This window comes from Caulobacter sp. (genome assembly GCF_039596335.1).
Lineage (GTDB): Bacteria > Pseudomonadota > Alphaproteobacteria > Caulobacterales > Caulobacteraceae > Caulobacter.
The window spans coordinates 87,052-112,230 of sequence record NZ_JBCNJZ010000012.1; the positions used below are offsets into that span (position 1 = coordinate 87,052).

The 25,179-nt window shown below is 67.5% G+C and carries 23 protein-coding genes and 1 pseudogene; 7 read left to right on the top strand and 17 right to left on the bottom strand.

The annotated features are described in order from the left end of the window. The first annotated feature begins 22 nt into the window (after window positions 1-22). The 5 genes from sfsA (at window position 23) to ABDW31_RS22620 (ending at window position 4,288) form a co-directional block, all read left to right on the top strand. Window positions 23-742, top strand: a complete 720-nt coding sequence (gene sfsA, locus ABDW31_RS22600; protein WP_184717394.1) for a DNA/RNA nuclease SfsA — start codon at window positions 23-25, stop codon at window positions 740-742. A gap of 66 nt (window positions 743-808) precedes the next feature. Then, complete coding sequence (locus ABDW31_RS22605) at window positions 809-1,195, top strand: hypothetical protein (protein WP_184717392.1); 387 nt, start codon at window positions 809-811, stop codon at window positions 1,193-1,195. 115 nt (window positions 1,196-1,310) lie between these two features. Next, window positions 1,311-2,141 carry a type I methionyl aminopeptidase gene (gene map / locus ABDW31_RS22610; protein WP_184717390.1) on the top strand — a complete coding sequence of 277 codons (831 nt, stop codon included), beginning with the start codon at window positions 1,311-1,313 and terminating at the stop codon, window positions 2,139-2,141. 105 nt (window positions 2,142-2,246) lie between these two features. Next, window positions 2,247-2,900, top strand: a complete 654-nt coding sequence (radC, locus tag ABDW31_RS22615) for a DNA repair protein RadC (protein WP_184717388.1) — start codon at window positions 2,247-2,249, stop codon at window positions 2,898-2,900. Window positions 2,901-3,046: 146 nt separating this feature from the next. After that, window positions 3,047-4,288, top strand: a complete 1,242-nt coding sequence (locus ABDW31_RS22620) for a site-specific integrase (RefSeq protein ID WP_184717386.1) — start codon at window positions 3,047-3,049, stop codon at window positions 4,286-4,288. On the opposite strand, the gene ABDW31_RS22625 is transcribed toward ABDW31_RS22620, so the two are convergent. The 13 genes from ABDW31_RS22625 to ABDW31_RS22685 form a co-directional block, all read right to left on the bottom strand. Then, window positions 4,271-4,651, bottom strand: coding sequence for a DUF736 family protein (locus ABDW31_RS22625; protein WP_184717384.1), 381 nt, complete (start codon window positions 4,649-4,651; stop codon window positions 4,271-4,273). The two genes, ABDW31_RS22620 and ABDW31_RS22625, sit on opposite strands and share 18 nt — an antisense overlap. After that, the gene (locus ABDW31_RS22630) at window positions 4,648-4,926 is read right to left on the bottom strand and encodes a DUF2274 domain-containing protein (protein ID WP_184717382.1); all 279 of its coding nucleotides are present in this window, start codon (window positions 4,924-4,926) and stop codon (window positions 4,648-4,650) included. The genes ABDW31_RS22625 and ABDW31_RS22630 overlap by 4 nt, the downstream gene beginning before the upstream one ends. Window positions 4,927-4,937: 11 nt before the next feature. After that, window positions 4,938-5,702, bottom strand: coding sequence for a TrbI/VirB10 family protein (locus ABDW31_RS22635; protein WP_343699567.1), 765 nt, complete (start codon window positions 5,700-5,702; stop codon window positions 4,938-4,940). Between the two features lie 488 nt (window positions 5,703-6,190). After that, window positions 6,191-7,174 carry a P-type conjugative transfer protein TrbG gene (gene trbG / locus ABDW31_RS22640; RefSeq protein ID WP_184717378.1) on the bottom strand — a complete coding sequence of 328 codons (984 nt, stop codon included), beginning with the start codon at window positions 7,172-7,174 and terminating at the stop codon, window positions 6,191-6,193. Continuing rightward, entirely contained in the window at window positions 7,171-7,944 is a 774-nt protein-coding gene (gene trbF / locus ABDW31_RS22645) for a conjugal transfer protein TrbF (protein ID WP_184717376.1), read from the bottom strand. Before trbF ends, trbG begins: the two co-directional genes overlap by 4 nt. Before the next feature lie 3 nt (window positions 7,945-7,947). Beyond that, entirely contained in the window at window positions 7,948-9,285 is a 1,338-nt protein-coding gene (gene trbL / locus ABDW31_RS22650; RefSeq protein ID WP_343699573.1) for a P-type conjugative transfer protein TrbL, read from the bottom strand. A gap of 58 nt (window positions 9,286-9,343) precedes the next feature. Then, the gene (gene trbJ, locus ABDW31_RS22655) at window positions 9,344-10,114 is read right to left on the bottom strand and encodes a P-type conjugative transfer protein TrbJ (RefSeq protein WP_184717371.1); all 771 of its coding nucleotides are present in this window, start codon (window positions 10,112-10,114) and stop codon (window positions 9,344-9,346) included. Continuing rightward, the gene (gene trbE, locus ABDW31_RS22660) at window positions 10,111-12,552 is read right to left on the bottom strand and encodes a conjugal transfer protein TrbE (RefSeq protein ID WP_343699568.1); all 2,442 of its coding nucleotides are present in this window, start codon (window positions 12,550-12,552) and stop codon (window positions 10,111-10,113) included. Before trbE ends, trbJ begins: the two co-directional genes overlap by 4 nt. Continuing rightward, the gene (locus ABDW31_RS22665) at window positions 12,546-12,830 is read right to left on the bottom strand and encodes a VirB3 family type IV secretion system protein (protein ID WP_184717367.1); all 285 of its coding nucleotides are present in this window, start codon (window positions 12,828-12,830) and stop codon (window positions 12,546-12,548) included. The genes trbE and ABDW31_RS22665 overlap by 7 nt, the downstream gene beginning before the upstream one ends. Beyond that, the gene (locus ABDW31_RS22670) at window positions 12,827-13,174 is read right to left on the bottom strand and encodes a TrbC/VirB2 family protein (RefSeq protein WP_062093391.1); all 348 of its coding nucleotides are present in this window, start codon (window positions 13,172-13,174) and stop codon (window positions 12,827-12,829) included. The genes ABDW31_RS22665 and ABDW31_RS22670 overlap by 4 nt, the downstream gene beginning before the upstream one ends. Then, window positions 13,174-14,178, bottom strand: a complete 1,005-nt coding sequence (gene trbB, locus ABDW31_RS22675) for a P-type conjugative transfer ATPase TrbB (protein ID WP_184717366.1) — start codon at window positions 14,176-14,178, stop codon at window positions 13,174-13,176. Before trbB ends, ABDW31_RS22670 begins: the two co-directional genes overlap by 1 nt. After that, complete coding sequence (locus ABDW31_RS22680) at window positions 14,175-14,573, bottom strand: ribbon-helix-helix protein, CopG family (protein WP_184717364.1); 399 nt, start codon at window positions 14,571-14,573, stop codon at window positions 14,175-14,177. Before ABDW31_RS22680 ends, trbB begins: the two co-directional genes overlap by 4 nt. Before the next feature lie 10 nt (window positions 14,574-14,583). Then, entirely contained in the window at window positions 14,584-16,623 is a 2,040-nt protein-coding gene (locus tag ABDW31_RS22685; protein ID WP_184717361.1) for a conjugal transfer protein TraG, read from the bottom strand. Window positions 16,624-16,812: 189 nt separating this feature from the next. On the opposite strand from ABDW31_RS22685, the gene ABDW31_RS22690 reads away from it, so the two are divergent. Beyond that, complete coding sequence (locus tag ABDW31_RS22690) at window positions 16,813-17,409, top strand: DUF6088 family protein (protein WP_184717359.1); 597 nt, start codon at window positions 16,813-16,815, stop codon at window positions 17,407-17,409. Beyond that, entirely contained in the window at window positions 17,402-18,436 is a 1,035-nt protein-coding gene (locus ABDW31_RS22695) for a nucleotidyl transferase AbiEii/AbiGii toxin family protein (RefSeq protein ID WP_184717357.1), read from the top strand. The genes ABDW31_RS22690 and ABDW31_RS22695 overlap by 8 nt, the downstream gene beginning before the upstream one ends. On the opposite strand, the gene ABDW31_RS22700 is transcribed toward ABDW31_RS22695, so the two are convergent. The 4 genes and pseudogenes from ABDW31_RS22700 to rlxS form a co-directional block, all read right to left on the bottom strand. Further along, window positions 18,433-20,727 carry a hypothetical protein gene (locus ABDW31_RS22700; protein ID WP_184717355.1) on the bottom strand — a complete coding sequence of 765 codons (2,295 nt, stop codon included), beginning with the start codon at window positions 20,725-20,727 and terminating at the stop codon, window positions 18,433-18,435. The genes ABDW31_RS22695 and ABDW31_RS22700 overlap by 4 nt on opposite strands. 122 nt (window positions 20,728-20,849) lie before the next feature. After that, a pseudogene (locus ABDW31_RS22705) lies at window positions 20,850-20,987 on the bottom strand (DUF3363 domain-containing protein); the annotation flags it as partial. A gap of 50 nt (window positions 20,988-21,037) precedes the next feature. After that, window positions 21,038-22,720: a recombinase family protein gene (locus ABDW31_RS22710; protein ID WP_343699569.1), complete on the bottom strand. Its 1,683-nt coding sequence runs from the start codon at window positions 22,718-22,720 to the stop codon at window positions 21,038-21,040. A gap of 121 nt (window positions 22,721-22,841) precedes the next feature. Beyond that, window positions 22,842-24,833, bottom strand: coding sequence for a relaxase/mobilization nuclease RlxS (gene rlxS / locus ABDW31_RS22715; protein ID WP_343699570.1), 1,992 nt, complete (start codon window positions 24,831-24,833; stop codon window positions 22,842-22,844). Window positions 24,834-25,179 lie beyond the last annotated feature (346 nt).

A 25,179-nucleotide genomic window follows, 5' to 3' on the forward strand; every position in this document is an offset into this window, starting at 1 on the left:
CGACTACCGACTTAGGCCCCGCATGCTGCTCCCGCAACCGCTCGTTCATGGCCGCCTCGTCAGCCGCTACAAGCGCTTCTTCGCCGACCTCGTGTTGGACGACGGGCGGGAGATCACCGCCCACTGCCCCAATCCCGGCGCCATGCTGGGCGTGCGCGAGCCCGGCCAGGGCGCCTGGGTGTCGTGGTCGGACGATCCCAAGCGCAAGCTGGCCTACACCCTTCAGCTCGTCGAACAGGACGGCGCGCTCGTCGGTATCAACACCCTGCTGCCCAACAAGCTGGTCGCCGAAGCCCTGGCCAACGATTGGATCCCCGAACTCACCGGCTACGCCACCGTCAAGCCGGAGGTGAAGTACGCCGAAGCCAGCCGCGTCGACTTCCTGCTGACCCACCCAGACCGCCCGCCGTGCTGGCTGGAGGTCAAGAACTGCCACTTCAGCCGCACGCCGGGCCTGGCCGAGTTTCCGGACTGCAAGGCCGAGCGCTCGACCCGGCACCTGACCGACCTGGCCGCGCAGGTCGCCGAGGGCCACCGCGCCGTGGCGCTGTTCATCGTCCAGCGCGAGGACTGCGAGACCTTCGAGGCCTGCGCCGACCTTGATCCCAAGTTCGCCGCGGGCTTGGACGCGGCCGCCCGGGCGGGCGTCGAGATCCTGGTCTATGCCTGCGGCATGAGCACCGAAACCATCCGTGTGTCCCGGCGGATCGTGTGGACCAACGCTCACCTAACAGCGATTTAAGCTGCAATCGCCAGCGTGTCGGTTACCCATGCGTCACGCGCGAGTGGGGCGCGAAGTGGGGATCGCATGAAGAGGACCGTCCTGGCCATCTGCGCGCTGGCGCTTGCCGTCTCCGCTTGCGGACGCAGCGATCCGTCCAAGCCCGAGAGCGGCATGATGACCGGTCTGCGGGCGATCTTCGCGTTCAAGGCCTGCACCGGCGAGCTGGAAGAGCGCTTCGGCCTGAGCAAGATCGAAGGCGTCAATTCCAACGACATGGACCCCGCCCCGACCGGCAAGCCCGGTGAATGGGACGTCAAGTTCACCGCCGACCTGACCGAGAAGGAAACTGGCCGGGTCACGCGCTACAAGGGCGTGTGCCACGTGCGCCGCGACCGCCCCACGACCCTGGACGCCGAGTTCGTCAAGGAGGTCCGCCCGGCCCGCGATACGGTGCGACGCATCAATCCCTAGTGCGTTGGATGGGGTCCAGGGTTGAAATCCGTGCTAGGATTGCGAGATACGCCCTAGACGTACTTATGACCCTTTCCGATCGCCGCGCCTCGCGGCGGCGACGCCCGAGTAGAGCATGACCTTGGACAACACCCTCGAAATCGAAGCCGAAACCCGCACGGGGCAGATCAAGCTGCACAAGCCGGAAGACTTCGAGGGCATGCGCAAGGCCGGCAAGCTGGCCGCCGAGTGCCTGGACATGCTGATCCCGCACGTTCAGCCGGGCGTCTCGTCCGACCACCTGGACACCCTGGCCCGCGAGTTCATCCTCGATCACGGCGCCCTGCCCGCCTGCCTCTATTATCGCGGCTATCCCAAGACGGTCTGCATCTCGCGCAACCACGTCGTCTGCCACGGCATCCCCGGCGAGTGGACGCTGAAGGAAGGCGACATCGTCAATATCGACGTCACCGTCATCGTCGACGGCTGGCACGGCGACACCTCGCGCATGTACGGCGTCGGCGAAGTGGGCCCGCGCGCCCGTCGCCTGGTCGAGATCACCTATGAGGGCATGAAGCGCGGCCTGGACGCGGTGAAGCCGGGCGCCACGCTGGGCGACATCGGCCACGCCATCCAGAGCTATGTCGAGGCCCAGCGCTGCAGCGTCGTGCGCGACTTCTGCGGCCACGGCCTGGGCAAGGTGTTCCACGACGCCCCGAACATCCTGCACTTCGGCCGCCCCGGCCAAGGCGCGGTGCTCAAGCCCGGCATGTTCTTCACCGTCGAGCCGATGGTGAACCTGGGCAAGCCGGCCGTGAAGGTGCTGAACGACGGCTGGACCGCCGTGACCCGCGACAAGTCTCTGTCGGCCCAGTGCGAGCACTCGATCGGCGTGACCGAAGACGGCTACGAGGTCTTCACCGCCTCGCCGGCCGGTCTGTTCCAGCCGGCAATCCTGGGCGGCTGAGTTTCAAGTTCTGCTCCCCCAGCGGGGGAGCAGAATTGAACCGAACCTCTAGACAACCCTGACGCGATCATCCCTACTACCCCTCGCCAGAGTTCGGGGGATGGCATGGTCAGCGTCAAAGCCTTGGGTGTGTCCGATGCGACGCCGGTCGAGCCGGTCGTCATCGCCAAGCCCAAGAAGATCTCCGTCCACGCTCATCACGCCGGCCACCGCGAGCGTTTGCGTCAGCGGGCCAAGGCGGGCGGGTTTGTGGCCCTGCCCGACTACGAGCTGCTGGAGCTCTATCTCTTCCGCACCTATCCGCGCGGCGACGTCAAACCACTGGCCAAGAGCCTGCTGACCCGCTTCGGCTCGCTGGGCGGGGTGCTGGGCGCGACCGTCGAGGAGCTGGCCACCGTGCCTGGCGTCGGCGAGACCGCCGCGATGGATATCAAGCTGCTGCACGAGGCCACGCTGCGGGCCGGCCGCGACAAGATCGTCAAGCGGCCGGTGATCAGCTCGTGGAGCGCCTTGCTGGGCTATGTCCGCGTGGCCCTGGCCAACGAGTCGCGCGAGCAGTTTCGCGTTCTCTTCCTGGACAAGAAGAACCAGCTGATCGCCGACGAGATCATGAACCGCGGCACCGTCGACCACGCCCCGGTCTATCCGCGTGAGATCATGCGCCGGGCGCTGGAGCTGTCGTCCAGCAACCTGATCATCCTGCACAACCATCCCACTCGCGATTTTTCGGTCACGCGCACCCCCATACAACCACGTTGATTTTACTACATATTTTACTTTTCAGAGCCATCAGAATTCGGCATGCTGAGGCCGTTAGGAAGGGTTGATCCAGTCGCTTACGCCACCAATTACCGACCCCAGTAAGTGGCGACGACACCCGACTTGCCAGCCATCGGGAGAGTCTCATGCCGAGCCTCACAGACGGCGCGCTCCGTCGCGCGCTCAAGGAAGTTGAACAGTCCCAGAAGGCGGTCGCGCTCGCTGATGGAGAGGGGCGTGGCACCGGCCGGTTGATCATCATGATTAGGCCGATGCCAACTCGCGTCATCGCCGATTGGATGGCGCAACAGTGGCGCGATGGCAGGCGTACTCGGCGAAAGATCGGCACTTATCCGTCGATGTCTCTGCGCGAAGCCAGGGAGGTCTACGAGCGTGACTTTGCCGACAGCATCCAAAAAGGACGCAGCATCAAAGTGGTGGGCGACACGCGCGCCGGCACCGTCGCTGACCTCTTCGAGGCCTATACGGGCCACCTTAAGTCATCGGGGAAGGCATCTTGGAAGGAGACGGAAAAGGGATTGAACAAGATTGCTGACACGCTTGGCCGCCATCGCCCCGCGCGCGACATCACGCCGGTCGAGATCGTCGATGTCATCCGTCCGATATATGATCGTGGGGCCCGTTCGATGGCCGACCACGTCAGAGGATATATCCGGTCGGCGTTCAGTTGGGGCCTCAAGTCAGAACACGATTACCGAAGCACAACGCCGCGTCGCTTCGGTCTAGTGCATAATCCTGCCGCCAGCATTCCAACTGAGCCTTATGTTCCCAGCAATCGATGGCTCGACGAAGAGGAGTTTCGTCGCCTCTATCGTTGGCTGGAATGCCCGGACACGCCGGTGCACCCGCCGTACACGCGCGCAGTTCGCCTGATCATGTTGACAGGTCAGCGCGTCGACGAGATCGCGCGCCTACACGTCGACCAATGGGACGCTAAGGAAAGGATCCTCGACTGGTCGAAGACCAAGAATGGCAAGCCACACGCTATTCCCGTACCAAATGTTGCGGCTGAACTTTTGGACGCGATTCAGCCGAACAGTTACGGCTGGCTCTTTCCCTCGGCGATGGACCCAAGCCGACCTGTCAGCCACCAGACGCTCTACAGCTTCATCTGGCGCCAGCGGGAGCGCGAGGTCATCCCCATAGTGACCAATCGGGACCTACGGCGGACCTGGAAGACGCTTGCCGGGAAAGCGGGTTTATCAAAGGAAATCCGCGATCGCATTCAGAACCACACACTCCAGGATGTGAGTTCGAAAGCGTACGATCGGTGGAGCTACATGCCTGAGAAACGTGCCGCGATGAAGCAATGGGACAACTTCGTCCGCGGTATTATCAACCCCAAGCGTTCAAAACTGGTCGTGTGACGGGGGCTCGGTCGTGCGCGGGGCCTGGTCCTTGTCCTCGCCCTTCGGCGGCCTCGTCCACACCAACTGCGCGTTGGCGCCCTCATCGTCCGGGAAGAGCGCAGCCGAAAGGGGAGCGGGCAAGAAGGGATCGTCGAGGCTAACCCGGAAGTAGCTGTGCGCATGGTCGCCGCCCCAGCGGGCTTCCCAGGCGTCGCCAACGCGGGAGCTTCCCACCATGACCCGAAACGCGGGCGCATTCGAACCCGCTCGATCGTCATTCGGGACGAACCGCACCTTGGCGTTGGCGACCAGCGTCCGGACTTCACCTTCCCAGCCACCGCCGCGCGATGGTTTGAAGTTGCCGATGACCAGCTTGATCATGACTTCGCCTCCCGCGTCTTTGCGCCGGTCGCTCTTGGGTCGAACTCTCGGCGCTCGACTAGCAAGATCTTTCGGGCGGCGACGAACTCCCGATCGTTCAGCAGAAAGTGCTCGATCATCGAAGCGCCGAGATCGGCCGGGCTGGCCTCGACGCTGTTGCGGGTGTTGTAGATGGTCGCGTAGTCCCCCAGAGCATCTTCGACGTCAGGCATGATGCTGAGCGTGAGCTTGACCGGGGTGCGATTGGGCAGCTTGCCCAGCTTCAGATCGGCCATGTCGAACTCCTCTACAAGGCCCGCCAGGGGCGCAGGACTAGGTCCTTGTGGACGATGACGCGTAGCGGCCAGCCGGGCCGCACGCGCAGGGTGGGTTGAACGTCGAGTTGCTTGCCGACGATCTGTTGGCCAGCTTGAGAGGCGCTTTGCTGGGTCGACTGCCGGACGGCGCGAACTAGGTCGCTCTCGCCGCCACCAAGGCTCAGTTCCGTGCCGACGCCGAGCAAGGTCGAGAGCGCGACCCCCTTGAGGAGCTGCCAGGTGTGGAAATCCACTTGGTCAGCGAGTCCGGCGTAGCCCGCGGCGTCCGTAGCCGGCAGGTTGTCCAGCTGGATCGAGACGCCGTCGGGCAGAATGATCCTTTGCCAGACGAGCAAGGCGCGCCTTTGGCCGAAGGCGACCACGCTGTCGTAGCTGCCGATCAGGCGCGAGCCCTGGGGGATCAGCAAGAAGCGGCCCGTGGCGCTGTCGAACACGTTCTCTGTGACCTGTGCGATTACCAGGCCCGGCAAGTCGGAATTGAGACCCGTGATCAGGCTGGCGGCAATGACGCCGCCGGCCATAACCTGATAGGGCGATCGCGGCGTCTCCAGCTGGTGCGGATTGTAGATGTCGCCGCCGCGCGGGGTGGCCTCCATGAACGCCGCCTTCCGGTCTTGGCCATTGGGATCTCGGATCGCGGCCGCCGGCGGAACCGGCGCCGTCGGCACGGCGGAGGGGCCGACGAGATCACGGGGCGCGATCGCCGCGTCGGTACGACTGGCGACCTGCACCATGACGCCCGCTTCGCGAGCTTGACGGGCTTGACCAGCCCGTCGCTGACGCTCGGCTTCGACGGCTTGCTGAGCGGCTGTTGGCCGAGCCGATGAAGCGTTCGCGCCATCGCCGCCAACCATCAAACCGTCACGGCGCTGTTGGTCGATTACGGCCCGCCCCAGATCGCCGGGCAACGGCGGCCCCAGGCGAGGCGCCGCGCCAGACTGGGCATAGTCGCTCGGAAGCTGGCGGACGGCCTCTGCCGGCGCCCCCCGATCCGCGGCCTGCGGCTCGTCGGCCGTTCTGGTCATCTGAAGGGTGCGAGGGCTAAGAGCGAACCACGCCAGACCCGACAGACCGATCGCGCCGACGGCCACGGCTCCGATCATCAGCCCGCGCCGAAAGCGAACCACGCGTGGCGGCCGCGCGCGCAAACTCAGAGTGTCGGTCGCCACCTTCGATGGCGACATCGCCTCCGGCGACCCGCCGGGCGAGTCAGGATCCTGGGTCATCGCGCGCCTCCCCGGGACTGACCGTCGGTCCGGGTAACCCGGACGACCTGCTGAGGCGCCTCGCCCATCCGCAGTTCGGCGGCGGCGAAAAGCCGATCGACGATGTAGCGGTTGCCTCGGACGCGATAGTTGACCAGCTGGCTGTCGCCGAGCGGGCCCACGACGAAAAGCGGCGGCGCCTCGCCCTGGTCGAGACGATCGGGGAACTCGATGTAGACTTTCGAGCCATCGTCCCAGGCGCGCACGGGTCGCCATGCTGGGCTGTCGCCGCTGATCGCATATCGGAAGTGCAGCGAGTCGATCGCGACGTTGTCCGCGACAGGTTCCGCTGCTGAGGCTTCCGCGTTCTGGCGTCGCAAGGCGAGGAGTCGGTCCTGGGGGTAGATCCAGGAAATCGCCGCCATGGCCGTGGCGTCGGTGCTTTCCAGCGCCAGGTGATAGGCGCGACGGTCGGTCGTGACGACCATGTTCGTGGAAAGCCCCGCGGCGAAGGGCTTGATCAGCACATGCACCCGCTTGGACTGCCCGTCCCCGCTGGTCGTGTCTCCGATCACCCAGCGCACCGTGTCGCCGGCCGATACGGCGGTCAGTTGCTCGCCAGGTTCCAGGACGACATCGCTGACGCGTTCGGGAGCGGTGTAGAGGCGATAGAGCGCGCCCTCGGTCCAGGGATAGACCTGAACGGCGTTGATATAGCCGGCTGCGCTGGGCTCGCGCGTCGCGGCGCGATTGGCGGCCTCGACCCGCGCGCGCGGCGGCTGGGCCTCCGGCCGCGTGCTGGGCGCCGGCAGCAGCTGGCCCGGAAGGGGCAGCGGCTTGGGGATCTCAACGATCTCCACCGGCTTTGGCGGTTCGGCCGCGACTTGGGCCGGCTTGAAGTCGGCGGCGTCGAAGGCGATGGCCGGCGGCGGGATCTTGCCATTGGCGCAGCCGGCGAGCGTGGCGGCGCAAGCCAGCAGGATGGGGGTCCGGACATTCATGGCTGAAGGTCTCCTTGCACGGGTCCAACGAAGGGCGGGGAAGGCATCGAAGGCGCAGCGGTCGATGCCGGCGCTGCGGCCGGACGGGTCTCGGCCTCCTGCGCCCAATCGACGGCGTCGACGAACAGGCCGAGCGGGTTGCGCTCGAGTTCGGCGCGGGTCTTGGGCTTTTGCCGAACCAGGGTCAGGATCGCCGTCCAGCGCTCGGTCTTGGCCAGGCTCCCGCGCTCGAACGTCCTCTCCTCCCATTTCACCTGGAACGACGTGGGCGAGGCGCGGACCACGCTGATCACCTGGACCGACACGCTGCGCGATCCGATCTGGGTGAAGGGGTCATTGGCGCGCGCGTGCGCGTCCAGGAAGGCGTCGCCGCGTCCAGACGCCAGGTCGTAGGCCTCAAGCCAGCGCTGGCGCACAATGACCGGATCCGTCGACAAGGACCGGACATCGGTGATGAACCGGCGCAGCTGGCCGGCCAAGACGGTGTCGTCCGGTCGATAGTCCTGCTCGGCTGGACCGACGGCCCGCGCTTGGCCGAGGCGATCGACTTCGACCACATAGGGTTCGATGCGGCTTTGAGCCGACTGCCAGATCGCGCCGCCGGCCAGGATCGACGCCAGGGCGAGACTGCCGAAGAACGCCAGGCGCCAGCTGTGCGCCTGGGCCCGGGCCGAGCCGATGCGATCGTCCCAGAGCTGGCCGGCCTTCTGGTAGGGCGTCACAGGATCCGGCGTCTGGCCGTAGCGCTGAGGCGTGCGAGTAAAGCGCATGGCTCAATCCTCCTTACTGCTGAGATCGGGGTTGGCCGAGCCGCCGGGCCGATCGCCGTCCTTGATGGTCTGCAACACGGCGTGGCGGCGGACATGAGCGGACTGGGCCGATTGCAGCTGGCGCGCCCACGCCGGCGGCGCGGCGCCCTGCCCGCCGGTGGCCTCGGCGCCCGAGGCGGCCGGTGACGGCGCACCCGCCACGGGACTCGTGCCGCCCGTGGCCCGCCAGGCGCCGGCGCGGCCGCGCTGCGCGCTGTCGGAAAGCGAGCTGGCGGCGCGGCCAGCCATGTCTCGGAACGGCTGGCTCGCGGCGCTGGCGGCCGCGCGCGCCACGCCGCTCAGGCCCGACGCGACGCCCGCCGCGCCGCTGGCGCCCGATGTGGCCTGACGCAGCTGGTAGGCGGCGCTGGCCGCCGAACCCATCGCGGTCCCGGCGCGAACCGCCGCGAGACCGCCGGCTCCCGCCGCGCCCAGAGCCCGAGCGCCCAACATCGCGCCGCCGCCCACGAGCATGGCCGCGCCAGCCGCCGTCCCGACCGCGGCGCCGGCGCCCAGCTGCGGGGCGCCGGACACCAGGCCCGAAGCGATGCCGGGACCGAAGATCGAAAGGCCGGCAAGCGTCAGGGCGCCCAACACCAGGGTCATCGCGTCGCCGAGATCCGGATCCGGACCGAGCGTGGCGACGAAGGCGTCGAAGAAGCCCGCGCCGATGCCGACGATCACCGCCAACACCATCACCTTCACGCCGCTAGAAATGACATTGCCCAGCACGCGCTCGGCCAGAAAACTGGTCTTGTTCCAGAAGGCGAACGGGACAAGCACGAAGCCCGCCAGGCTGGTCAGCTTGAACTCCAGCACCGTGACGAAAAGCTGGATGGCCATCACGAAGAAGGCCAGGACCACCAGCACCCAGGACAGGGCCAGCAGCGCGATGGTCACCGCGTTGGCGACGACTTCGGGCCAGCCGGTCAGTTCGCTGGCCTTGGCGATCAAGGGGTGGGCGGCGGTGAAGCCGATGCTGGCCAGCTTGCCCGGCCGCAGTAAATCCTCAGCGCTGACCCCGCCTCCTCCGGCGGTCAGGCCAAGGCCCGCGAACGACCGGAAGATGATCTCGCTGAGCGTCTTGAAGTTGCCCAGGATGAACGCGAAGGCGCCGACATAGAGCACCTTCTTGATCAGCCGGCCCAGGACGTTGTCGTCGCCTTCCAGCGCCCACCATAGCCCCGCCAGCGTGACGTCGATGGCGATCAGGGTCGTGGTCAGGAACCCAACATCGGGACCCAGCAGGCCAAAACCGCTGTCGATGTAGGCGCTGAAGGCCGCCATGAAGCGGTCGATGATGTTGAGGTCCGGTGCGGGGTCCACGGGCGTGACCTTTCGCTGCCTGGTCGCTGGGCGATCAGGGCCGAGGGGTGTAGGCGGAGGCCTCGCCGATGAACCGGCGGGCGGCGAGCTTGCCGGCCTCCAGGACCTGGGCCTGACGCGCGCTTTCCAGCGCCTGCGCCCGATACTGCGCGGCCATCAGGGTCTGGATCTGCTGGTCCTGCTTGATGGCCAGGGCCTGGAGCTGGTTGGCGGCCTGTTGGGCAGCCAGGGCGCCGGCCGCGCCCTGGCTGCGCTGGACGAGCTGGTCGATCAGGCTGGCGTCGGCCTGGACGTTCTCGACGACCTTGGCCTGCACCTTCAGGGTCTGGCGGTAGCCGTCCATCGCCGCCCTGGCCTGGGCCCGGGCGCGGTCGAGAAGCTGGCTGGTCGTGGCGTTGGGATCCAGGGTCGTCGGATAGGAGTCGGCAAGCACCGCCTCGGTCGAGGCCAGGGTGAAGGCCATGCCCTTGGCCTGCGCCATCAGGGCGTCCACTTGCTGCAGCGCGTCCCTGATCGGCGCCAGCGCCGTGTAGTCGAGCGACTTCAGGTTGCGGGCCATGTTCTGCAACATGGTCAGCTCGTTCTGCAGCGAGCTGATCTGGTTGTTGACCTGCTGCAGCGACCGGGCCGCCGTCAGCAGGTTCTGAGCGTAGTTCGTCGGGTCGAACACCGTGAACTGCGCGGCGGCGGGCGTGACGAGGCCCGGCAACGGCGCCAGCGCCAGGGAGGCGGCGGCGAGACTGGCGATAGCCAGACGCGCATGGTGGCAGGTCGGCAGGCGCAGGGATTTGAGACGCGGGGTCATGGCGTGACATCCTTCTCGATGGGGGTGGATGCGAAATTCGCGGCCAGCGGAGCGGCCCAATCGAGACCGCGGGCGGCAAGGAAGGCGGCCGCGAAACCGGCCTCGCCGTGCTGCGCCAAGACCTTGTCGATCAGGGCTTGGGTCACCGGATCGGAGGCCCCGCACAGCGCCAGGGCGACGGGCCCCAGACCAAGCTCGAACAGTCGGTTGCCCAGCCGAGATTGCAGGTAATAGTGGCGCTTGGGCGTGGCCCGGGCGATCAGCTCGATCTGGCGGTCGTTGAGGCCGAACCCTTGGTAGACCTTGCGCGATAGCGGCTCGGCGGCGCGGTCATTGGCCAGGAAGATGCGCTGGGCGCAGCCGTCGATGATGGCCGGGGCGATCGTGCTGTCGGCGATGTCGGCTAGCGACTGGGTGGCGAACACCACGCTGACGTTGCGCTTGCGCAGTTCCTTGAGCCATTCACGGATGCGCGCGGCAAAGAGCGGGTTGTCGAGAAACTTCCAGGCCTCGTCGAGCACGAGCAGGGTCGGACGGCCATCGAACCGCGCTTCCAGCCTGTGGAAGAGATAGGTCAGGACCGGCGCGACGACGGACGGGGTCGAGGCCAGCGCTTCGGTCTCGAAACACAGCACGTCGCCGACCGACAACCCGTCCTCGGCCGCGTCCAGCAGACGGCCGAACGGCCCATCCAGCGTGTAGGGCGCCAACGCCGCCTTCAGCGGGTTGGACTGGAGCAGCATCGAAAGCCCGGTCAGCGTCCGTTCGGCTGGCGGCGCGCCCGAAAGGCTGACCAGCGCCGACCACAGCGCGTCCTTGATTTCTGGGGTGACCGGGACGCGCTCGTTGGCCAACAGGTCCGCCAGCCATTCGCTGGCCCAGGCCCGCGCGCCGGGACGGTCGATGTCACGCAAGGGCTGGAACGCCAGGCCGCTGTCGCTAGCCAGACCGTAGTGCCTGCCGCCCATCGCCAGGGTGACAGCTCGCGCCGAGAACCGCTTGTCGAAGACATAGACCTGGGCGCCGGGATAGCGGCGAAACTGCAGGGCCAGGAAGGCCAAGGCCACCGACTTGCCCGCGCCGGTGGGGCCGACCAGGAGCATATGGCCGACATCGTCGACATGGGTCGAGAAGCGGAAAGGCGTCGCGCCGCTGGTCAAGGCGTGGAAGGTCGGCGGTCCGGCCAGATGCCGGTTGGCGTCCTGCCCGGCCCAGACCGAGGACAACGGCATCAGGTGCGCCAAGTTGAGGCTATGGACCAGCGGCTGGCGGACGTTGGCGTAGACCTGACCCGGCAATGAGCCGAGCCAGGCCTCGACGGCGTTGACCTGCTCACGGATGCAAGTGAAGCCCAGGCCATTGACGATGCGCTCGACCAGCCGGACCTTCTCGTCGGCCGCCAAGGGATCGCTGTCCGAGACGGTGATGGTGGTGGTCAGATAGCCGAAGCTGACGTGATCGCCGCCCAAGGTCTGGAGCGCCAGATCGGCGTCCGCCAGCTTGTTGTCGGCGTCGCTGTCGGTCAGCGGCACGGGCTCGTTGCTGATCACCTCGCGCAGGATCTGCACGACAGACTTGCGCTTGTTGAACCACTGCCGGCGGATGCGGGTCAGCGCCTTGGTGGCGTCGGCCTTGTCCAGGCAGATGAACCGCGTCGTCCAGCGATAGGCGAACGCCTGGTGATTGAGGGCGTCAAGGATGCCGGGCCGCGTCGCGTTCGGGAAACCCAGAACCGTCAGGGTGCGCAGATGCTGGTCGCCCAGGCGCGGCTCGATGCCGCCGACGAGCGGCGTGTCGACCAGCAGGCCATCGAGATACATCGGGATCTCGGGGACGGCGACGGGGTGGCGGCGCGTCGAGATCGTCGCGTGCAGATAGGTCAGGGTCTCGCCGTCATCGAGCGCGCGGACCTGCGGCATGAAGCCGGCGAGCAGGTCGAGGATGCGGTCGGTGGTGGCGACGAAGGCCGCCAGTTCCTGGCGCCAGTCGCGCCCGTGAACGGGACCGGCGCGCTCGATCAAGGCCCGCTCGGCGCGGCTCACCTGATCGACCGGCGGCAGGAAATAGAGCGTCAGATGGCAGAGGCTCTCGAAATGCTCGCCCTTCTGGCCATCGAAATCGGCCCTTCGTTCCTCGTCGACCAGCCAGGATGCGGCGTCGGGGAAGACCCCGTCCGGATAGCCCAGCGCCGGGATACGCTCGGCGTCGAAGAACAGCGCCCAGCCCGATCCAAGCCGGCGCAGGACGTTGTTGGCGCGGGCGCAGACCGAGACCAGGCCCGCGTCCGTAGTGCTTTCCAGATCCGGACCGCGGAAGCTCAAGGTGCGCTGGAAGCCACCGTCCTTGTTCAGCACCACGCCCGGCGCGACCAGCGCCGCCCAGGGCAGATGGTCGGCCAACCGGTCGGCGTTGCTGCGGTATTCGCGCAGGTTCAGCATGCCAGCCACCCCTTCTGACGCAGGTGGCGCGTGACGACGGCGGCGAAGTCGGGGTCGCGCTTGGCGGCGAACACCGCCAGGCTGTGGCCGACTAGCCAGATCACCAGACCCGCGATCCACTGCTGCAAGCCCAGACCCAGCGCCGCGGCGAGCGTGCCGTTGAGAATGGCGATAGACCTCGGCGCGCCGCCCAGGAGGATCGGCGCGGTCAGCGAGCGATGGAGCGGGACTTCGAAACCCTCGACATCGCCGCTGGAAGGAGTGGCTGGCGCGCTCATGCGATCAACGCGCCTCCGCCGAACGAGAAGAAGGTCAGGAAGAAGCTGGAGGCGGCGAAGGCGATCGACAGGCCGAAGACGATCTGGATCAGCTTGCGAAAGCCGCCGCTGGTCTCGCCGAAGGCCAGGGCCAGGCCGGTGGTGATGATCACCAGGACCGCGACGATCTTGGCGACGGGCCCCTCAACCGACTCCAGCACCTGCTGCAACGGCTCTTCCCAGGGCATGCCCGAGCCGGCGGCCTGGGCCTGAGCGGACCAGAGCAGGATCAGGATCGAAGTCAGGGCTGTGAGGTGGAGCGGGCGCGGGTCGGCGACCGCGCGCGCCTTCGCGACGTACGACATCAAGGTTCTCCCTGTCTGAGGGCTTTCAGCTGTGGAGGGTCGAGATCGACGACGACGTAGTCGCCGGAGGAATCGAGACCGGTGACCCGGGCTAGGGTCTCGACGCGGCGGCCGGTTCCCCGGCCCCGGATGAAGACGACCAGATCGACCGCCTCAGCGATCAGTCGTCGCGGCACGGTGACCACGCTCTCCTGGACCAGCTGCTCAAGCCGGTAGAGGGCCGAACGTGCGGAGTTGGCGTGGACGGTGGAGAGACCGCCGGGGTGGCCGGTGTTCCAGGCCTTCAGCAGGTCCAGCGCCTCGCCGCCGCGCACCTCCCCGACCACGATGCGGTCGGGCCGCAGGCGCAGGGTCGAGCGCACCAGATCGGTCAGGCTGACGACGCCGGGCCGGGTACGCAGGGCCACGCAATCGGGCGCGGCGCACTGCAGCTCCGGGGTGTCCTGCAGCAGGATGACCCGCTCGTCAGACTTGGCGACCTCGGCCAGGAGCGCGTTGGCCAGGGTGGTCTTGCCCGCCGACGTCGCGCCGGCGATCAGGATGTTGAGATGCTCGTCGATCGCTTGGCGGAGGACCTGCGACTGCAGCGGCGCCATGACGCCGGCCTCGACGTAGTCGTCCAGGGTATGAATGCGGGTGGCCGGCTTGCGGATCACGAAGAACGGCGCCGGTGAAACCGGTGGCAGCACACCTTCGAACCGCTCGCCGATCAGCGCTTCGCCGCGGGGCGGCAGATCGGCGCTGACGATCGGCGCACCGGCGTGAACCTCGGTGCGGACATGGCTGGCGACCAGCCGGATGATCCGCTCGACCTCGGCCGCCGCCAGGCTGACGCCCGTATCGACGCGCCCCTCGCCGAGGCGGTCCAACCTCAGCACGCCGTCGGGGTTGACCATTACCTCGACCACCGCCGGATCGGCGAGGGCGACGGCGATGTCGGGCCCCATCGCCGTGCGCAGCATCGCCGCGCGCCGATCCAGGGTTTCCACGCCAGCCATGCTCATGGGGCCGCCTCCCCAGTCTGATCCAGGGTCGCGCGGCCGCTGGCGACCTGACGGCCGACCTGGTCGACGAAGCGGGCGAAACGCTCTCGGCCCACGGCCTGGGCGGCCTTGTCGGATTCCGGCAGCGGCGCGGTGACGGTCAGCTGGTAGCGGACAAACAGCGCCAGGCTTTCGAGCAGGATCTTCTGGTCGCGTTCGATGCGGCCGAGTTGGCGGCTCATCCGGTCGAGCCGGACCTTGAAGAGGTCGTCGATCTCGCCGGCCGCGCGGCGGCCCAGATAAGCCCGCAGCGCGTCGGCGACGATGGCCGACTTGGAGGTCCCCGGCTTGTTTCCCAGCCGATCAAGTTCGGCGGTCAGGGCGTCGTCGAGATAGAGGTGATGGCGGGGCTTCACGATCGCCCCCTCAGAAAGACGGGAGCAGGTCGTCGTCGCCACGACCGGCCCCTTCGTTCATGGCGTGGGCGCGGGCGACAGGAGCATTGGCCTGGGCGCGGGCCATGGCCGCGCGGTCGGCGGCGACGTCGCCGTCGTCCTCGCCCAGACCCAGACCAAGCTCGACATCCTCGCCGCTCGGCCGGACCGTGGCGTCCTCGGAAAGCCCAGGATGGCGTTGCTGCTGGAGACCGCCCTCCTCGTCCAGCAGGGCCTCGGCGTCGACCGCGCCGGCCAGCTCGGCGTGAGGACCACGCACCTGTCCGCCCCAATCGTCACCGCGCGGCGGCGGACGATCGACATAGGCGCCATCGCGCAGGGTTGGAGGCGCGGCGACACGGCGCGCGAAGTTGTCGTCTTCGTAGTAGCGGAGCTTCTTGGCGCGGATCGGCGCCAGGCCTGACACCAGGACCAGCGCGTCGTCCGGCGGCAGCTGCATGACCTCGCCGGGCGTCAACAATGGCCGGGCGGTCTCCTGGCGGCTGACCATGACGTGGCTGAGCCAGGGCGAAAGCCGATGGCCGGCATAGTTGCGCTGGGCGCGCAGCTCCGTCGCCGTGCCCAGAGCGTCCGAGATGCGCTTGGCGGTGCGCTCGTCGTTCGATGAGAACGCGATCCGGACGTGGCAGTTGTCCAGGATGGCGTTGTTCTCGCCGTAAGCCTTGGAGATCTGGTTCAGGCTTTGGGCGATCAGGTACGCGCGGATGCCGTAGCCGGCCATGAACGCCAAGGCGGTCTCGAAGAAGTCCAGACGCCCCAGCGCGGGGAACTCGTCGAGCATCATCAGGAGCTGGTGCTTGCGGCTCTTGGCCGGGTCGCCTTCGAGGCGCTCGGTCAGGCGACGGCCGATCTGGTTGAGCACCAGGCGCACCAGCGGCTTGGTCCGGGAGATGTCGGACGGCGGAATGACCAGGTAGAGGGTCACCGGGACCGGCGCGTCGACGAGGTCGGCGATCCGCCAGTCGCAGGCGCTGGTGGTCAAGGCGACGGTCGGGTCGCGATAGAGGCCCAGGAACGACATCGCCGTGGAGAGGACCCCGCTGCGTTCGTTCTCGGATTTATTGAGGACCTCGCGCGCCGCGCTGGCGACGACCGGGTGAACCTTGGGCGCGTCCGGCGTGCCCAGATGGTTGGTGGCCATCATCCGCCGCAGGGTGTGGGCGAACGAGCGCTGGGGATCGGAGAGGAAGGTGGCGACCCGGGCGAGGGTCTTTTCCTCTTCGGCGTAGAGGACGTGAAGGATGGCCCCGACCAGCAGGCTGTGGCTGGTTTTTTCCCAGTGCGACCGGCGCTCCAAAGCGCCTTCCGGGTCGACGAGCACGTCGGCGATATTCTGAACGTCGCGGACTTCGTCGGGTCCCTTGCGGACCTCCAGCAGCGGATTGTAGCGGGCCGACCGCGCGTCGGTCGGGTTGAACAGCAGGCAGTGCGAGAACGTCGAACGCCAGCCGGCGGTCAGGGTCCAGTTCTCGCCCTTGATGTCGTGGACGACGGCGCTGCCGGTCCACGACAGCAGGGTCGGGACGACTAGGCCCACGCCCTTGCCCGAGCGGGTCGGGGCGAAGGCCATGACATGCTCGGGGCCGGCATGGCGCAGGTAGCGGCCAGCCAACTGGCCCAGGAACACACCTTTCGACCGGAACAATCCGGCGGCCGTTACTTCACGACGGCTGGCCCAGCGCGATGATCCGTAGGTGGTGACTTGGCCGGTCTGGCGCGCCCGCCACAGCGAACCGGCGATCGCGCAGGCGCAGCCGAGAAAACCGCTGGCCCCGGCCAGCAGGCCGGCCTTGTTGAAGACCGACGGCGCATAGGCCTCGTAGTGGAACCACCAGTCGAAGAGCTGCCAGGGGCGATAGAGCGGTTGTCCGAACGGCGTCGCCCAGGGCGCGCCCAATTGGACCTGGTAGTCGAGCATCGCCGCGGCCCACTGGGTCGCGGTCCAGACGCCCAGCATCATGATCGCGAAGACCGCGAGGATCTGGCCGATGAGGAGCTTGGTGGGCGTCATGCGCCGGGTCCCGAGCCCTGGGCCGCGGCATGCGGATCAGGGCCAGGAGAGGCTCAGGCGGCGCCCCGGAATCGCTTATGGCGGTTAGGCCCGCGCGAGCACGCGCCAGGGGCCGTTCCGCCCGGCGCGTTGGAGAGCGCCTTGAAACTGTCAGAAGTTTCGCTATATTTCTGACAGTTGGAGGCGACGATGCAGAAGTTGACCCAAGCGATCCTGGAGCATGTGGCGCGCCTGCCGGAAGGCGCGACCGTGTCCGCCAAGGCGCTGCTCCACCTGGGCTCGCGCGCCGCGGTCGACCAGTCCCTGTCGCGTCTGGTTCGCCGAGGCCAGCTGATCCGCGCCGGACGCGGGCTCTATGTCCATCCTGTCGAGAGCCGGTTCGGCAAACGCCCGCCCTCCGTCGCGCACGTGGTCCAAGCCTTGGCCGCGTCGACCGACGAGGTGATCGCCTCGCACGGCGCGGCTGCCGCCAACGCTCTGGGCCTGACGACGCAGGTGCCGGTCCGCGAGGTCTACCTGACCTCCGGCCCCAGTCGCCGGCTGAAGCTCGGGGCCAAGTCGGTCGAATTGCGCCATGCCCCTAAATGGCAGCTGACCCTGGCCGGACGCCCGTCGGGCGAAGCCATCCGGGCTCTCGCCTGGCTGGGTGAAGCCCATGCGCCGGCCGCCTTGAAGACGCTCAGCCACCGCCTGTCCACCGAGGCGCTCGCTGAGATCGTCCACGCTCGTCCGCGTCTTCCGACATGGTTGGCCCAGCAGGTCAGCGGGCTGGCCGTGAATGGCTGACGCTTTCCTTGCGCTTTCCGCGGACGATCGGCGCGAAGCCTTGGCGGTGGCCAGCGCCGCAGCCGGCCGGCCGGTTCATCTCCTGGAGAAGGACGTTTGGGTGGTGTGGGCTCTGGACGCGCTCTTCACCTCCCGGTTCGGAAGCGACCTTGTTTTCAAGGGCGGCACGTCACTGTCGAAAGCCTACGGGGTAATCCGACGGTTCTCGGAGGATGTCGACCTGACCTACGACATCCGCGCCATCGCCGGCGACCTGGTGGCTGAGGCGGGCGCCGCCCTGCCGCCCAATCGCAGCCAGGAGCAGAAATGGTCCAAAACCATCAAGGCGCGCCTGGCCGAGTGGACCGAGCGGGAGATCGCGCCTCTGATCGAGGCGGCGATTGCCGCCGAACAGCTCGCCGCGCGTGTGCGAATCGAAGGCGAGAAGATCTTCATCGACTACGAGGCCCTGGCCACCGGCACCGGCTATGTCTCGCCGTCGGTGATGCTGGAGTTCGGCGCTCGCGCGACCGGCGACCCCTGGCAGGTTGTGCCGGTGACCTGCGACGCCGCGCCCGCCCTGGAAGGCCTGACGTTCCCGGAGGCTCGGCCCCAGGTCATGTTGGCGGAGCGGACGTTCTGGGAGAAGGCGACCGCGATCCATGTCTTCTGTGCACAGGGTCGCTTCCGGGGCGCTGATCGTTTCGCGCGCCACTGGCACGACATCGTGCGCCTGGACGACGCGGGCTATGCGGCCAAGGCCATCGCCGACCGGAGCCTGGCTGGCGCCGTGGCCGCCCACAAGACGATATTCTTCGCCGAAAAGGACAGCGAGGGCGCGACGATCGACTATCAGCACGCGGTGTCGGGCCATCTGCAGCTCGTACCGGAGGGATTGGCGTTGGAGCGGCTGGGGACGGACTACGCCCGCATGCTCGAGGACGGGTTGTTGGAGGATGGGGCCGAAACGTTCGAGGCGCTGATCGCACGCTGCGGTGATATCCAGGCCCTGGCCAACACGTTGACGTCCGAAAACGGTCAGGCCTAGTCGTCCAGGTCCGAAAAGACGTCGGCCAGCGGATCGACCGTCGTCGAAAACGAAAACGGGCTCGCACGGTTTTCTGATGGCGCCTCGCGCCCGCCCCCCTGCTGGCTGGCGTAGTAGTATTCCTCCTCCTGCCGCCAGGCATCTTCCTGCTCGGCCTCTGCTTCAAGCTCCGCGACGCGATCGGCGACGCGCCGCTTGACGATCTCCAGAACCTCGTCGGCCTCATCCTCGTCGACCCATCCCGCCAGCTCCTCGACGAAGGCGATCAGTTCGGCGAAGGCCTCGGCGGGCGATCCTTCGAAGTCACGGCTCGGCTCATAATAGGCCATGTAGCTGGACCCGCTTTCGCGCAGCTCGGCGAGCACGTCCTGGAGAAGCTCGTCGAACCGTTCGGCTCCAAGCACCTCACGCGCCCAGGTGCTCAGGCAACTGCGCAAACCCCACTGGCCGAGACCCTTGGCGATGCGCCCGCGCAGGTGTTGAAGGTATTCCAACGAGACGAGCCCCTCCGGCAACAGCACCGCCGCCAGCGCGAGCGTCTGATGGTCCAGAAGGCGCCCGTCGTCGAGGACCGGGTGGTTGATGGCCAGCGGCGTGGTGAAGTAGCGGCGGCGGAACTCCGGTGTCGCCTTGACGATCAGAAACCACCGCGGAAGGCGCGTCAGCCGCCCCCAATAGTGAGCCTTCATGCGGGCGATCAACCGATCGAAGTGACCGACGCCAACCTCGATCTTGGCGCCTTTGACCTCGACCCCCGCGCAGACGACCTCTTCGAGAATGCGTTCGGGAGGCGCTCCGCGCAGATACACGTCGAGCAGGACGGACGACCGTGTCGTGAAGGAGGCGAAGGCCTCGCCGATCGTCGGATGGCGAAACCGCCAGACCGGCTCGCCGTCCTCGACTCGGCGGACGCAGAACGCACCTTCCATGGCGTCCAACTCGGCGCCGATCTGCGGCGCCGAAACCGGGAAGGCGTCCAAAACGACGGCGAGCGCCTCGTCGCGCGGCAGGGTCACCGGCAGTTCCCCTCCGTGCATGAACAACAATGCCAACGCCGCCTGGCCAGCCGCCGCCAGTCCGCCGATCACCTCCTCCAGGTACTCGTCCGGATTGTCGACATAGCGCTCCAAGGCGCGGGCGGTCAGCTCCAGCTGCCCCGTGATCGCTTCCAACCCCAGCCGCCGCGCCACCTCAGGATTGAACCTTGGATGACGCGAAACCGCCGGCGCCAGCGGCTTGAAACCCGACTTCCAGGTCCGGCTGTGGTCGCCGAGCCGGACATGATTGGCCAGGATCAAGGCGCGGTCGCGCGGGCTGAAGTCCTCCACCTTGACCTCGACGATGCCCTTGCTGAGGCTCGGCGCGGTCGAAAGCTTCAGGCGCGGCTGCACCGCGCGCCAAATGTAGGTTCGGGAGGTCAGGACGAAGCGACTGCCCTTGGCCAGGGCGGCGACCAGGGCCGGGAGCTTGCGATTGAAGGTGTCCGCCGCGAAGTAGTCCGCTTGGCTGGGCCCAAAGACGTCGTCGATCCAGAACAGTCTCGGCTCGCGCGGAAGCCAGTGACCGTCGAGCTGGTCAAGGCCGGACAGTTCATAGGGTTCGGCCTTGAAGGCGTCGACCGACGCCACCGAGAGGGCTCGGGCGATGGTCGACTTGCCCGCCGCCGGCTCGCCGAGCAGCACCACGACGCCGTCGGTGGTCAGGGCGCGGACCGCCGCGCGATAAGGATCGGTAGCGACGAACCGGTCCAAATCGGCCCGGGAAGCCTCCAGCAAAGCCTGGGTCTGTTCGGCGCGACGGCCGTCGAGGATGAGGGATAGATCGCCGATCCCGTAGACCCGCGGCGCCAAGACCCGAAGGTTGGCCGATCGCCGGATGCGCCGCACGAGCTGCTCGCGTCCATGCACGTGGCAGGACTTGAAGCCGGCGGCGAGCACGCGCTCGCGGACGGCCTTGAGCGCGACGCGAGACACGCCGTGATTGGTCACCAGCAGATAGGCGTCGAACCCTTCTGCCACGAGCGCCGGAAGCTTCGTGAAGTCCTCGGCGAGGCTGGATTCGGTCAGCGATTGCTGGCGGGTGGTGTGCTTGGCCTGGATGGCCCACTGCCAAGGCGACTTGGCGTCCTGAAACGTGAAGCTCGCAAGTTCGCCGTCGACGCCGCCGTCCCAGGTCTTGGCGTAGGAGATCACCGGCGCGCCGAAGAGATCCTCCGCGTAGGCGATCGCCAGGTCCTGGAACGAGGCCCAGCCCAGTTCCTCGAGCGCAAGATGGTTGGCGGCCGGAAGCATCTAACGATCCTCCATCCGACTGCGACCCTGGCCAAGCATCGACAACGCGGCGTCCTCCCTGTTCGTGAGCATGAGCGAACCGACGGTCTAGCGCGACTTTTTCCTGAGCGCCGATCCTGACGTCACGACACCCGGTCCTGTTCCTGCTGGGCCAAGCCTTGCTCGATCAGCCGCTGGCGACGCTGGACCAACGCCTGGCGCACGTCGCGCCCAAAGCCGGCGTCGCGCAACGGTTCGGGCGTCTCGGCGATCAGCTCGCGATCAAGCCAGCACCATCGCCATCACCGCGCGGGCCGACGTCGCCGCCAGCCTAGGCAAGACGACTGTCCGTTTCGACAGCCAGCGGCGATCGCCTGGCGGCGGCCAGACGCAGGACTTCGGTTTGTGTGCTCACGTAGCCGGCCGCGCCGTAGGCGGCCAAAAGCGTTCCAAACCGTTTGCGAAAGTAGGTGGCGGTCGGGATCGTATGGTCCAGCTGGATCATGCACTCATTCAGGTAGCCGTGTTTCTCCAAGAGCCGACGCAGGAATCCGACAAGCTCCTCGTTGCTGAACCGCGCGCCCGCCGCATTGCGCAGAACCGATGGCTTTCGCGGCGGCCGGACGTTTGGCGCGCGTCCATTGACGCCGCGCCCGGCGCGCTTGGCGCCGGCGCGAACGTATTCGGATCGATCAAGCGGCGTGTTCAGGCCAGCGCGCGCATAGGCGGTCAACAGGCTGCCGAAGTGGATGCGGTAGGCCTTGGCCGAAGGCACGCCCCGCGTGGAGTTGATCAGCAGCCCGCTGATGAAACCATGCTCGGCATGAAGGTCCTGAAGTTTTGCCAACGCCGCCGCCTCGTCCCACCGCGTGCCGCCGCGCCCCCGGTTCTTGGCATACTTGGAGGGTTCATAGCCGATGTAGGCATAGGCCGCGTTCAAGCCGCCGAAGCGGCGTTCGAGCGTGTGGATCGACGGCGTGTAGGGACACCGGATCAGGATCGCGGCCGTCAACCGACCTTGCTCGGCCAGACATCGGCGAAGGCGCTCGGCGATCTCATCATTGGACAGACGCGCGGTGGTGGCGTCGAAGATCGCCTTGGCCTCGTTGAACAGGCGCTTGGGCACGATAGGGGGAAGCTCCTGGACCTTGATCCAGGATGATCGCGCCGTGCGTTTGGGCGGGCTCTTCAGGTACTGCCAGGTCTTTCCGTAGAAGACGACGCCGGTGTAGATCTCATCGACCAGGACCCTGCGCACCTTAGCCCCGGTCCATGGACCGGCGGTGGGATGGGGCCGGCCCTCCTTGATCAGGCGGCGCGCAATCGCTTCGTGGTTCAGGCGCCGACGCACGAACAAGCGGAAGATCTCTCGGACGGTCGCGATCTCCTCGGCGGGGCCGAGAACAAGGCGGATGCGGTCGGTGGTGATGGCCTTGCGCTCGCCGGCCTGCAGGATCTGGCGCGTCCTGCCCTCGTGGGTGATCAGCTCGCGTCGGATGCCGAACACCACCGCCGAACCGGTATGATGACCCAGCTGCGCCTGAAGCTTCTTGGCGCGACGCAGGCGATCGGACAGCTCGCGGACATACTCGCCGGCCATGATCCGCTTGATGTGCTTGACGATCGACGAGCCGGGCGAGCCGTCGTTCTCGAACGGCTCGACGCAGAAGCGAACATCGATCCCCGCCTCCCAGCACATGAACTCGTAGGCGGCGGACTCGTCGTAGTTCTGGTAGCGCCCCCATCGGCTGACATCGAGGATCAGCAAGGCCTTGAACTGGAAGGTCTTGGCGCGGACGTCATCGAGCAGGGCGTTGAGCGCCCGGCGTCCCTTTCGGCGCAGGCCCGTGCGACCTTCGTCCGCGTAGGTCTGCACGATCTCGAAGCCGCGCTGTTCGGCGTAGCGCGCGATGGCGGCGGTCTGGTTGGCGATCGAATAGCGCTGATGCTCGTCCGACATCCGCAGATATTGCGCGGCCGGGATCAAGGAGCGGGGATGGGCCGAGCCGTTCATCGCCGCTCCAGTCCCCGGGGAGGAGGATGCGCGCAACACCGACCGGCGAACAGGATGCAGGAAGATACATTTGGGCCAAATGCGTCTTCTGACGTTGGATTCGACCGGCCTTTTTGGGGGTTCAGGAAACCGACGGCCCTGAGCGCCCACGTCCGATCGTCCAGCTGACGCCGGCCTCGCGCAGCACGCCCGACACGGCGCGGCCCTCCTGGCCGTCCAGCGCCGGACGCCACGGCACGAGCGTGAAGTCGCGGCTGCGCTCGATCATCGCAAAGCGTCCGCTGGCCAGCTCGACCGCGCGCCGATAGACGCCCTCGACCCGCTGCCCGGGCCGCGCCTCGGAGAAGGCCAGCCCCGTCTCTCGGGCCAGCCCTTCAGCCGCCGCGATCAGGTCGCGCCGCTGCAGGCGGGTCAGCAGCCCGGCCCGATAGATCACCCGGTCCTGCTCCTGCTGGGCCAGGCCTTGTTCGATCAGCCATTGGCGCCTCTGAACCAGCGCTTGGCGAACCTCTCGCCCGAAGCCGGCGTCGCGCAGCGGTTCGGGCGCCTGCGCGATCAGCTCGCGATCAAGCCAGGTGGCGCCGACCGCGCCGACCTGCTGGTCGAGCCGCTGGGCCGACAGGGTGCTGACCACGACCGGCGCGTCCAGGGCCTGCTTCTTCTCGTAGGCGCCGGCCCGCTCGACGTGGTCGGCGGCGATGATCCAGGTCCCGTCGTCCTGGCGCTCGACCCCGGCGCGTCCCCGACGCAGGGCCTCGAGCCTTCGGACATGGGTTTCGGCGAAGGCGGCCGTGGCGGTCGGATCGGAAGCGAGATGCAGGTCGAGACTGTAGCGGCCGTCGTTGACGGCGGCGATCCTGGCCACGGTATGATCGACGGCCCGGGGCTCGACCGGACGCGGCGCGATCGCCACCACCGCGCCCTCCGGGATCGGCTCGACCGCCAGGCCCCGACCGATCTCGACATAGTGGGCGCGGCCATCGACCCCGTCGACGACCAGATAGTGACGATCCTTCAGCTCGTCCGACAGGCCGCGCGCGACCAGGCGACCGACCAGCGGTCGGGCGTCCGGCGCCCCCGGCTGGTAGATGACCTGGTCGGCAGGGGCGCGCGCGACGCCGCCCGCCTCCAGCGCACGGTAGAGTGTCTTCTGGATGTCGCCCCGCTCACCCATGCGGCGCAGGGTGTCTTCCAGACCGTCGTCCAGACGCCAGCGGGTCGGCGCGCGCTCCCGCGCCAAGCCCAGGCGCGCGAGCGTTTGCAGTCGCCCGGCCCGAACCGAATAGAGCAGCGGATCGACATGGCGCGGCGAGACCAGGCCGTCCTGGTCGACGTCGCGCAGCAGACCGCGATCCAGGCTCGTCAGCCGTTCCTGATCGACCTCGCGCCGCAACCGCCCTTCGATCTCGTGGTCGGCGCGCGGTCCCAGGTCCAGCGACACCAGCTCGGCGGCGCGCTCGCGCAGGCCCTGGGTCAGATAGTCCTTGGCGATGACCAGCTCGCGGCCCTGGTCGTCGCGTCCGCGCACGATGATGTGGGTGTGGGGGTGGCCGGTGTTGTGGTGATCGACGGCCACCCAATCGAGCTTGGTGTCGAGGTCAGCTTCCATCCGCGCCATCAGGCGGCGGGTCAGGGGCTTGAGGTCCTCGTACTCGGCGCCGTCCTCGGGCGAGACGATGAACCGAAATTGCCGCGCATCGCCGCCGGCCTGCGCCCGGTCGATGAAGGCGCGGCCATCGGCCTGGTCGGAGGCGGCGTCATAGAGCTGGCCGGGCGCGCCCTCGCGGGTGACGCCGTCGCGCTGGACATAGCGCAGATGGGCGCGGGCCGCGGCCAGACCCTTGCCGGCGAGCCTGGGAATCGAGAACTTCACAATCACCCGGCGGGCGCGGTAGGCGGCGAACCGGTCGCGCGCGGACAGCACCCGGGCGACGCCCGCGCCCTTGCCGATCCGCGCGCCGGTGAACTTGAGCTTGCGCGGCGCCTTGCCGAAGGCCCCGCCGCTGGCCAGCATGGCCGAGCGCAGCACCCGCGACAGGTAGCTCTTGCCCTGCTTGGAGCCCAGCGCCCGGGGCTTGCCCAGGCGTGGCTCGAAATCATCGTTCTGGACCATGGCGACTCTCCCGCCAGTCCTATGACCGATCGCGCCGGCCACCGAAATTGGCGCTACGAATTGTCTTTTTGCATCAGTGACTTAGCCGCCCCATAGCGCCAATCCCATCCGCATGGCGCCATGCCGCCATCCAAGAAAACGATGTGCAGACAAGGCCTTGAGGCGACGGGACCGCAGGGATGGCGCCGGTGCTTTATCTTGCCTTACCCGCGCTTCCTTCGTTTGCGTTCGGTTGTTGCACTCTTGTTCTCCTTCCATGAGGCGAACCATGTCGGGCTCCTGATTATCGAGGGAGGTCGGCCGTGGCGTCGAAGCGCTACCAAAACCGAGGACTGCGGACCTATTG

Bases quoted from the DNA above. Each gene is read 5' to 3' on its own strand.
- sfsA (WP_184717394.1), top strand. From the start codon at position 23: ATGCTGCTCCCGCAACCGCTCGTTCATGGCCGCCTCGTCAGCCGCTAC.
- ABDW31_RS22605 (WP_184717392.1), top strand. From the start codon at position 809: ATGAAGAGGACCGTCCTGGCCATCTGCGCGCTGGCGCTTGCCGTCTCC.
- map (WP_184717390.1), top strand. From the start codon at position 1,311: ATGACCTTGGACAACACCCTCGAAATCGAAGCCGAAACCCGCACGGGG.
- radC (WP_184717388.1), top strand. From the start codon at position 2,247: ATGGTCAGCGTCAAAGCCTTGGGTGTGTCCGATGCGACGCCGGTCGAG.
- ABDW31_RS22620 (WP_184717386.1), top strand. From the start codon at position 3,047: ATGCCGAGCCTCACAGACGGCGCGCTCCGTCGCGCGCTCAAGGAAGTT.
- ABDW31_RS22625 (WP_184717384.1), bottom strand. From the start codon at position 4,651: ATGATCAAGCTGGTCATCGGCAACTTCAAACCATCGCGCGGCGGTGGC.
- ABDW31_RS22630 (WP_184717382.1), bottom strand. From the start codon at position 4,926: ATGGCCGATCTGAAGCTGGGCAAGCTGCCCAATCGCACCCCGGTCAAG.
- ABDW31_RS22635 (WP_343699567.1), bottom strand. From the start codon at position 5,702: ATGGTGCAGGTCGCCAGTCGTACCGACGCGGCGATCGCGCCCCGTGAT.
- trbG (WP_184717378.1), bottom strand. From the start codon at position 7,174: ATGAATGTCCGGACCCCCATCCTGCTGGCTTGCGCCGCCACGCTCGCC.
- trbF (WP_184717376.1), bottom strand. From the start codon at position 7,944: ATGCGCTTTACTCGCACGCCTCAGCGCTACGGCCAGACGCCGGATCCT.
- trbJ (WP_184717371.1), bottom strand. From the start codon at position 10,114: ATGACCCCGCGTCTCAAATCCCTGCGCCTGCCGACCTGCCACCATGCG.
- trbE (WP_343699568.1), bottom strand. From the start codon at position 12,552: ATGCTGAACCTGCGCGAATACCGCAGCAACGCCGACCGGTTGGCCGAC.
- ABDW31_RS22665 (WP_184717367.1), bottom strand. From the start codon at position 12,830: ATGAGCGCGCCAGCCACTCCTTCCAGCGGCGATGTCGAGGGTTTCGAA.
- ABDW31_RS22670 (WP_062093391.1), bottom strand. From the start codon at position 13,174: ATGTCGTACGTCGCGAAGGCGCGCGCGGTCGCCGACCCGCGCCCGCTC.
- trbB (WP_184717366.1), bottom strand. From the start codon at position 14,178: ATGAGCATGGCTGGCGTGGAAACCCTGGATCGGCGCGCGGCGATGCTG.
- ABDW31_RS22685 (WP_184717361.1), bottom strand. From the start codon at position 16,623: ATGACGCCCACCAAGCTCCTCATCGGCCAGATCCTCGCGGTCTTCGCG.
- ABDW31_RS22690 (WP_184717359.1), top strand. From the start codon at position 16,813: ATGCAGAAGTTGACCCAAGCGATCCTGGAGCATGTGGCGCGCCTGCCG.
- ABDW31_RS22695 (WP_184717357.1), top strand. From the start codon at position 17,402: ATGGCTGACGCTTTCCTTGCGCTTTCCGCGGACGATCGGCGCGAAGCC.
- ABDW31_RS22700 (WP_184717355.1), bottom strand. From the start codon at position 20,727: ATGCTTCCGGCCGCCAACCATCTTGCGCTCGAGGAACTGGGCTGGGCC.
- ABDW31_RS22710 (WP_343699569.1), bottom strand. From the start codon at position 22,720: ATGAACGGCTCGGCCCATCCCCGCTCCTTGATCCCGGCCGCGCAATAT.
- rlxS (WP_343699570.1), bottom strand. From the start codon at position 24,833: ATGGTCCAGAACGATGATTTCGAGCCACGCCTGGGCAAGCCCCGGGCG.